12 protein-coding genes are annotated in these 7,297 nt (G+C 66.9%); 11 read left to right on the forward strand and 1 reads right to left on the reverse strand.

Annotated features, from left to right (window positions below; genetic code table 11):
- The first annotated feature begins 22 nt into the window (after positions 1–22).
- The 11 genes from OXS27_RS31130 to OXS27_RS31180 all read left to right on the forward strand — a co-directional run bounded on the left by OXS27_RS31130 (position 23) and on the right by OXS27_RS31180 (position 5,849).
- A complete protein-coding gene (locus OXS27_RS31130) occupies positions 23–616 on the forward strand; it encodes a hypothetical protein (protein WP_267361529.1) in 594 nt (197 codons plus the stop codon).
- Positions 613–1,221 carry a hypothetical protein gene (locus OXS27_RS31135; protein ID WP_267361530.1) on the forward strand — a complete coding sequence of 203 codons (609 nt, stop codon included), beginning with the start codon at positions 613–615 and terminating at the stop codon, positions 1,219–1,221. The genes OXS27_RS31130 and OXS27_RS31135 overlap by 4 nt, the downstream gene beginning before the upstream one ends.
- Before the next feature lie 25 nt (positions 1,222–1,246).
- On the forward strand, positions 1,247–1,771 hold the full coding sequence (locus OXS27_RS31140) for a hypothetical protein (protein ID WP_267361531.1): 525 nt from the start codon (positions 1,247–1,249) through the stop codon (positions 1,769–1,771).
- Positions 1,768–2,127, forward strand: coding sequence for a hypothetical protein (locus tag OXS27_RS31145; protein WP_267361532.1), 360 nt, complete (start codon positions 1,768–1,770; stop codon positions 2,125–2,127). The genes OXS27_RS31140 and OXS27_RS31145 overlap by 4 nt, the downstream gene beginning before the upstream one ends.
- Before the next feature lie 39 nt (positions 2,128–2,166).
- The gene (locus OXS27_RS31150; RefSeq protein WP_267361533.1) at positions 2,167–2,562 is read left to right on the forward strand and encodes a septal ring lytic transglycosylase RlpA family protein; all 396 of its coding nucleotides are present in this window, start codon (positions 2,167–2,169) and stop codon (positions 2,560–2,562) included.
- Complete coding sequence (locus tag OXS27_RS31155) at positions 2,562–2,795, forward strand: hypothetical protein (RefSeq protein WP_267361534.1); 234 nt, start codon at positions 2,562–2,564, stop codon at positions 2,793–2,795. Before OXS27_RS31150 ends, OXS27_RS31155 begins: the two co-directional genes overlap by 1 nt.
- A 15-nt stretch (positions 2,796–2,810) precedes the next feature.
- Entirely contained in the window at positions 2,811–3,866 is a 1,056-nt protein-coding gene (locus tag OXS27_RS31160) for a peptidoglycan-binding protein (protein ID WP_267361535.1), read from the forward strand.
- Positions 3,866–4,315, forward strand: a complete 450-nt coding sequence (locus OXS27_RS31165) for a hypothetical protein (RefSeq protein WP_267361536.1) — start codon at positions 3,866–3,868, stop codon at positions 4,313–4,315. The genes OXS27_RS31160 and OXS27_RS31165 overlap by 1 nt, the downstream gene beginning before the upstream one ends.
- The gene (locus OXS27_RS31170) at positions 4,266–4,562 is read left to right on the forward strand and encodes a hypothetical protein (RefSeq protein ID WP_267361537.1); all 297 of its coding nucleotides are present in this window, start codon (positions 4,266–4,268) and stop codon (positions 4,560–4,562) included. Before OXS27_RS31165 ends, OXS27_RS31170 begins: the two co-directional genes overlap by 50 nt.
- 130 nt (positions 4,563–4,692) lie before the next feature.
- Positions 4,693–5,328, forward strand: a complete 636-nt coding sequence (locus OXS27_RS31175; protein ID WP_267361538.1) for a hypothetical protein — start codon at positions 4,693–4,695, stop codon at positions 5,326–5,328.
- A gap of 287 nt (positions 5,329–5,615) precedes the next feature.
- Positions 5,616–5,849, forward strand: a complete 234-nt coding sequence (locus OXS27_RS31180; protein ID WP_267361539.1) for a hypothetical protein — start codon at positions 5,616–5,618, stop codon at positions 5,847–5,849.
- A gap of 79 nt (positions 5,850–5,928) precedes the next feature.
- Here the strand turns inward: OXS27_RS31180 and OXS27_RS31185 are convergent, their stop codons facing one another.
- A complete protein-coding gene (locus tag OXS27_RS31185) occupies positions 5,929–6,627 on the reverse strand; it encodes an FkbM family methyltransferase (protein WP_346733034.1) in 699 nt (232 codons plus the stop codon).
- Positions 6,628–7,297: the final 670 nt, after the last annotated feature.

The raw sequence follows: 7,297 nt of genomic DNA on the forward strand, positions 1-7,297 counted from the left end.
ATCTCACCCCCCGGAGCGTCGCATGACATGCTCTCGTTGCGCCGGGCTCGGACCGGGAAGTCTTGCGCCGTTCCAGGGCCCGCCCGGCCCACCGGGGCCAGCCGGTCCGAACTACGGCTTCGGCTCGATCACCTACGGGCATCTCGTGGCGGACCCGAACAGCACTGATCCGGCGGTGGCGGGCAATCCCATCACCGCCAACGTGCCCCTGCCGCTCGCCTTCGCAGCCGACCCGGCACCCTTGAGCTACGCCCACCTCAACCCACCGTTCGTGGGGCTGACGCTGTGGGATGGCACGAAGGTGATGGGCCGGGCCTTCGCCGACCGGTTCGAGGTGCAGGTCAACCTTATCGTGCGCTCTCAGCGCGCGGGCGGCTCGATCACGCTTGAGGTCTCGAACGGGCCCGGCGCGATCCCGATCACCGCGGACAACAAGAACCTGATCAAGCCCGCAGGCGTGAGCGAACGGGTGACGCTGCTCGTGCGGTTCGAGACCCTGGCCGGGGTCATGGCCAACGGCGCGCAGCTCGTTCTGACCTCGACGGTGAACGCCGCGATCTTCCGCGAGAGCGTGATCGTGGCGCCGATCAGCATCCTGCAACCGAGCCCGTCATGAACCTGCTCGGCTTCGACCAAGGCCTCGGGCTCGTGCGGATTGCGGGCTGCGCGGAGCTATTCCCCCCGCGCTCGCTCGTGGCCACGTGCGCCAGGCCCATGATCACCGTCACCCGGGTATCGACCGGGGAGGCGCTGATCTTCGCGCCGTTCTCCGACATCGGCACGCTCGACGGTGCGCCGTTCGCCGATGCGCCGTCCTGCCTCGCCTATGTCGCCTGGGTGCTGGCGCAACGCCCGCCCGGCGACGCGATCAAGGTTATGATCGCCGCCGGCGACCTCTCAGGCCAGCGCGCAGTCCTATCGACCGGAGATGGGACGGTGGCCTACGCCTCCGCCCTCGACGCCAGTCACCGCAACGCCGTCCTCGGCCTCACCATCGCGGCCGCCAGCGCGGGCGCCATGGTCGATGTCGCGACCTCCGGGCCGGTCGCCAGTCCGGGCTGGGGGCTCACGCCGGGCCTGCCACTGTTCCTCGGCGAGGACGGGCTGATCACCCAGACGCCGCCGTCATCTCCCGCCGCCTTCGCGCTCCGGCTGGGCCACGCCGCCGAGCCCGACACCGCGGTGATCCGCATCGGTCCGCCGATCACGCTCCTCACCTGATCCACACGACGAGACGACCGCCGCCATGACCCAGCGCAAGATCCTGACCCACAACGGCTCCGGCGATATGGCCGAGTATGCCGGCGTCATTCAGTCCGCCGGTGCGGGCTCGGCCGGCGACGTGCCGGTTGGCGACGCCACGGGCCGGCTCGACATCTCGTGGATGCCGTCGGGCGTCGGGCCCGAGAACGAGCAGATCGTCGCCTCGGAGGCGCTCGCCGCGGGTGACTTCGTCAACGTGTACAACAACGCTGGCGTCGCCAACTGCCGGAAGGCCGATGCGTCCGCCTCAGGTGGGTTGGCCAAACGCGCCCACGGCTACGTGATGGCCGCCGTCGCCTCGGGCGGCACCGCGCTGGTCTTCACCGACGGCAAGAACAACCAAGTCACCGGCCTGACCGCCGGCGAGGTGTTCCTATCCGACACCACGCCCGGCAAGCCGACCAACACGCCGCCCGCTGGCACGGGCAAGATCGTCCAGTCGCTGGGTGTGGCCGTCTCCGCGACCGAGCTGAACACCGGCTTCGGCCGGCCGATCCTGCTGGCATGACCGGCCGCCGCCCGCATGTCACGAGCGGGGGCGACACGGCTGAGCTGCAGGCGGGCGACAGCCTCACATACACCCTGCAAGGCATCGTCCCGGTCGTCGGCGGCTCATACCAGCTCGACGGGTCCGTGATCGTCGTCTTGGAGCCGGTTGCGGCTCTCGGCTCGACCACGCTGACTCTGCCGGCGAGCCCGGTCGACGGGCAGGTGGTCCAAGTCACGTCCCGCTATACGATCTCGACGCTGACCGTGTCGGCCGGCACCGGCAAGTCGATCGTCGGCGCACCTACCACGGTCGGTCCCACCGCCCCGTTCGGCCTGGTCTACCGCGCTGCTTCGACGACGTGGTTCCGCATCTAGGCGGCTGAAGCCGCACACCCCGCACCTTGGAGATCCACCATGCTCCTGCAGCGCCTCGCGCTGCGGGCAGCTTGCGTTTGCGCGCTGCTGCTCGCCCCCGCGCCCGCCTTCGCTTGGGAGGGGATCGCCTCGACCTATGGCCGGGAGATCTTCCGCATCAACCCGGGCGGCCGGACGGCCAACGGCGAGCGGTTCAAGCCGATGGGTCTGACGGTGGCGATCTGGGACGTCCCGTTCAACACCCGGCTGCGTGTCACGCATCTGGCCACCGGCCGGAGCATCGTCGTCCGGGTCAACGACCGCGGCCCGCATCGTCGCTTGGGCCGGCTGATCGACCTGTCGACGGGGTCGTGCCGGGCGCTCGGCGCCTGCGGCCTCGCCCGGGTGCGGGTCGAGGTCGTGTCGTCCGGCCACCGTGTGGCGGACGCGCGCTGATGCGGCGTCAGCTCCTGGCGGCGATCGTCGCCCTCGCCTGCCTCCCGCCGGCGGTCGCACCCTGCGCCGCCCGAGGCCGACCGCATCTCCCGCCCCGGCCGAGCGCGGCGAGCCTGCTGGCGGCCGGTCCGATCGCGCCGAACAGCACGCTCATTCGGGACGCCGAGCGCCTGCGCACGCTGGAGCTCGACGAGCTCGCGCCGCTGCGCCTGCGGATCTCCATCCCCTTCTGAACCCTGGTGGCCACCATGACCGACTGGAAGCGGATCCTTCCCGCCGTCGCCCCGCACGCACGCGCCGACATCGTGACCGCGTTCATCGCGGCGGACGAGCGGATCGTGGGGGCCGAGATCACCACGCCGCTGCGCATCGCCCACTTCGTCGCTCAGATCGCCACGGAGTCCGGCGGGATGACCCGCCTGGAGGAGAGCCTGTTCTACACGGCCGAGAGGCTGTGTCAGGTTTGGCCAAAGCGCTTCCCGACCTTGGCCGCCGCCAAGCCGTACGCGGGTAACCCGAAAGCGCTGGCTGAGAAGGTCTACGGCGGCCGGATGGGCAACGTGCGGCCGGGCGACGGCTGGCGGTATCGCGGTGGCGGCCTGTTGCAGAACACCGGCCGGGCGAACTACCGCGCGGCCGGCTTCGAGGCAGATCCTGACCGCCTGCGCACGCCCACCGGGGCGATCGCGGCCGCACTGACCTTCTGGGCCGACAACGACTGCAACGCGCTGGCCGATGCCGACGATGTCGAGGCCCTGCGTCGGCGCGTGAACGGCGGCACGATCGGGCTCTCCGAGTGCAGGGCCTACCTCGCCAAGGCGAAGGCGGCGCTGCGGGTGATCCCGGCCCAGGCCAAGCTGAAGGCGCTGCGCTACCCCGTTGGCAAGGTCGACGGCGAGCACGGAGACCGCACCACCGGCGCCGTGCAGCTCCTGCAGAAGAAGGCCGGGCTCCCCGTCACGGGCGAGCTCGACGACGACACGCTCGCCGCCCTCGACACCGCCGAACCCCTGGCGGTGCCAGCGCGTGACGCGAACCTCGCGAAGAGCCGCACCGTCCAGGGCACGGGTGTGGCCGGGTCCTTCGGCTTCGCCGAGGTCGCGCAGAGCGTCAGCGAGCTGAAAGACCAGGCCGAGAGTGCGCAGGCGCAGATCTCGGCCGGGACCGTCTTCGGCTTCGTCATGGGTGCGCTGATCGTCGCCGGCGCCGCCTACGCCCTCTACGCGCGCTGGGACGATGCCGGCCGGCCCGTGCCGGGGGTCCTCGCGCGCCGCTTCCCCCGCCTCACCGGAGCGCGCGCCTGATGTTCGACTTCTCCTGGTCCGCCATTCTAGCGGCGGTCGCCCCCCTGCTGTGGGCCGCAATCTCCCCGGTGACGCTGAAGATCCTCAGTGCCGCCTTCGCCATCCTCTTGATCGGGCGGGCCATCCTGCCCGCGCGCCTGCGCATCGTCGGCCGCACGGTCGCCACCGGCGTCGCAGCTTTCGCCTTCTGCTGGCAGGTCGCGGTGACCGACGGCGCGCGGCGCATGCTCGCCCACGACCACGCCGTGGCGATCCGGGCCGAGCAGCTGCGCGCCGAGAAGGCCGAGGCGATCACGCAGGAAGCGATCGAGCTTCGCGCTCGTGAGCAAGCTGACCGCCAGGCCGACACCCTCAAGATCAAGGAGCTGACCGATGCGCTCGCCAAGGATCCACGCCGCGATGGCGTCTGCCTGCCTCGGCTTTGGTCTCAGCGCCTGCGCCGGCTCTAAGGGCCTCGTCCCTGCGATCGATCCGGCTGCTCCCACCGAGATCCGGGTGACGCTGCCGGCGCCACCGGAGGGCATCGAGGCCTGCGTGCGCGCGAGCTTCCCGGATATCCCGGATCGATCGCTGACCCGGTCCGACGTCATCCGGATCATCGGACGGGCCAAGGTCCTCGATCGATCCAAGGCGGCCTGCGCCGAGCGTGCTCAGGCCTGGATTGCGGCCGTCCGGCGCGACTTCTCCAAGCCCTGATCGGCCCGCCAAGCCCATGAAAGTTTCACGGGCTTCCCACATCGATAAGCCCCCTCTCTCGCACGGGAGAGGGGCATCAGCGCGCGACCGGAACACCGGCGCGCGGCTCTCCGGCCTTGGGGGCCAGACGATGACCCAGAACCTCCAGCAGACGCAGCAGATGCAGTCGCCGCCCATGATCGGCAACCTGGAGGCTCGACTGGAACGCCAGGAGACCCGCCTCGACGGCTTCGGCTCGATCCTCGACAACGTCGTGAAGAGCCTCGGCGCCCTGAGCGACAAGCTCGATCGCCGCAGCGCCACGCCCTGGGCCGTGATCTGGGGTGCCATGGGGACTTGCGTCACCGTCGCCGCCCTTATCGGCGGCCTCGCCTTCTATCCGCTGAAGGATGGACAGGCCGACCTCAAGAGCTCGCTTTTGCTCATCCAGGACAAGGCCGACAAGCGCATCGAAGGCCTGGCGGCGAACCAGGTCACCCGGGCCGAACACGAGGTGCATTGGCGGAGCCAGGACCGGGATTACGACTTCATGCGCGACCGGATCGGCCGGGTAGAGAACCGGGCCGTGAAGGGGCTCGATGAGATGAAGACGCGCCTCGACCGCATAGAGGATCGCGTCGTCTCCCGCAGTGAGGTGCTCGCGCGCAACGACGCGCAGGACCGGGTGACAGGCATGCTGCGCGGAGAGGTCGACGAGCACATGCGAGCGTTCAACGAGCGGCAGCAGCGCCGGATCGATGCGCTGGAGGCAACTCCTCGGAAGTAGCGCCACTTCACACTCTACTGCACATGCTTCGACGCGCCCCGGCTCCGGCCGGGGCGCTTTTGTCGTTTCAGCAACCATTCGGCCGTACCGCGGCAGCCATGTCAGACCTCCCGCCCGCCATCGCCTCCTGGCGCGACCAGATCGAGCGCCTGTCCGAGCACGCCTCGCCGTGCCGGTATCTCCTGCCGACGAAGTAGCCGTCGATCCGGGCGAATGCGCTGGCCTTCATCGACAAGTTCGGTGCCGAGGCGGACCGGCTGGGTTGGACGGCGCCGCAGCTGTTCGGGGTGCACCCTCGGCACCATTTCCTGCGCGTGGAATATACCGGCGCTCTGATGGGCAACGGCGCGCCGGCCATCGGTGTTGAGGCCGAACGCATCGTGTTCAACCGGTTCTCCGGCTACCGAACGAAGCCCGGTCAGGTCTGGGGGCCGCCGATCTGGGGGTTCGCCGCTCAGGCCCTCTGTTGCTCCGCCTCGTCCTCAGCGGCGTGCTCCCGCTTCATTGCGATCAGCACGTAAAGAAGTCCGCATCAGGGGGTTTTCGCACCGTCTGCTTTCGATCAGCGATGCATGGAAGTGGATTTCGTAGCAGGGTTGCTCACAACACCGCGGAGACGTGCGGTCGAACAGCAGGCGAATCCCCCTTTTGGTCCATCCTCTCGAACACATAGTCGGTATAGGTTGAGTCGAAGGCTATCACTGGCTTCATGGCAACGACGCCCGCTTCGTCGAAGCGCATTAGGAAAGCCCGCACAAGGTAGTAGTCAATTGTGTAGGGGTTGTGGAGGCCGTAGACGCGGAAGCCTGCGTTAAGGAAGCGGGCAACGAACTCAGCCGAGCCTACGCTCACTTCCGAGGCGACGATCAGATCCGGCGGCAGCTTGTCGAGATCTTCGAGGATTGCCTGAAGCACTGGCGCCTCGCTGCCCTCAATGTCGATCTTGATAAAGCGGGCGCGACCTATGTCCTCACCCAGAATCTCACGCAGTGGCAGACCAGGGACCGTAAGGCCGGAGCCGCCGACCACTACGCTGTTCGAGCCGGAGTTTCGGGCCTCTCCTTGCTGGATTGAGACCTCGCAGCGCTCAGCAGTCGCAGCAACGTTCAGAGCGGTAACATTCTCGAAGCGGTTGATCCGGATATTCTGCGCAAGCCGGGCGTAAGTACGCGGGTCTGCCTCAACGGAAATCACACGACCGGCGGGCCCGACGATTTTGGCTGCTAGTGTCGTGAAATAGCCAACGTTCGCCCCAAGATCGACATACAGATCCCCCCCGCAAGCGTTGCGCGGTGAAATAACTTAGGTTGTGCTCGAAAATTCCGAAAAAGCGGATCCGGCGCTGCACAAAGTCACGAGAGTTGCAGGCTATAAGGACATCGAACGTCGTTCGGCAACCACGGTTTGCTGATACATAGGATACACTTCGCATGTAAATGCGCTGCAAGATATCAAGACATTGAATTACAATAGAAAATATCTTTATATTGATATCTTGACGGTACATGAAATTGCAACTCTCTTGGTAGGTTACTAGATATCGAATCGAATTAGATCGCTACCAAACTGGCGATTGATCCGCAACACATTCCCTGAGCGAAAGGGTCACTGAATCGAAGGCTGCGATATCTCACGACGAAGCCTTCCGCACGTACACTACATAGGGTCCGAGATAGATATGGGCCGCCTGTTCGTGGGAACCGCCGCACAACCCAAGCCAACATCTATGGACGAGTAGCGAGTAGTTGCTTGCGGAAAGTAAAGATTGTCGCTCGTGCGGGTGAGATAGGTTGAGATTAATTACATGCACCGGCTAAAAAATCGCACTCAAAACGGACCAATTACTGTCAGATTGACCAAACGGTCCCGGCCGCAACGCCAAGGCTGTTCACTATTCCGAGCTAAAATCGTCGGACGGCGAACGAACGTCCGCTTCGAGGAAGCGCGGGCAGCGCTTCCGGCGGCTAGG

Source organism: Methylobacterium sp. GC_Met_3, from assembly GCF_026540775.1.
Classification (GTDB): Bacteria; Pseudomonadota; Alphaproteobacteria; order Rhizobiales; family Beijerinckiaceae; genus Methylobacterium.

Coding starts and splice junctions, on each gene's coding strand:
- OXS27_RS31130 (WP_267361529.1), top strand. CDS start 23: ATGACATGCTCTCGTTGCGCCGGGCTCGGACCGGGAAGTCTTGCGCCG.
- OXS27_RS31135 (WP_267361530.1), top strand. CDS start 613: ATGAACCTGCTCGGCTTCGACCAAGGCCTCGGGCTCGTGCGGATTGCG.
- OXS27_RS31140 (WP_267361531.1), top strand. CDS start 1,247: ATGACCCAGCGCAAGATCCTGACCCACAACGGCTCCGGCGATATGGCC.
- OXS27_RS31145 (WP_267361532.1), top strand. CDS start 1,768: ATGACCGGCCGCCGCCCGCATGTCACGAGCGGGGGCGACACGGCTGAG.
- OXS27_RS31150 (WP_267361533.1), top strand. CDS start 2,167: ATGCTCCTGCAGCGCCTCGCGCTGCGGGCAGCTTGCGTTTGCGCGCTG.
- OXS27_RS31155 (WP_267361534.1), top strand. CDS start 2,562: ATGCGGCGTCAGCTCCTGGCGGCGATCGTCGCCCTCGCCTGCCTCCCG.
- OXS27_RS31160 (WP_267361535.1), top strand. CDS start 2,811: ATGACCGACTGGAAGCGGATCCTTCCCGCCGTCGCCCCGCACGCACGC.
- OXS27_RS31165 (WP_267361536.1), top strand. CDS start 3,866: ATGTTCGACTTCTCCTGGTCCGCCATTCTAGCGGCGGTCGCCCCCCTG.
- OXS27_RS31170 (WP_267361537.1), top strand. CDS start 4,266: ATGGCGTCTGCCTGCCTCGGCTTTGGTCTCAGCGCCTGCGCCGGCTCT.
- OXS27_RS31175 (WP_267361538.1), top strand. CDS start 4,693: ATGACCCAGAACCTCCAGCAGACGCAGCAGATGCAGTCGCCGCCCATG.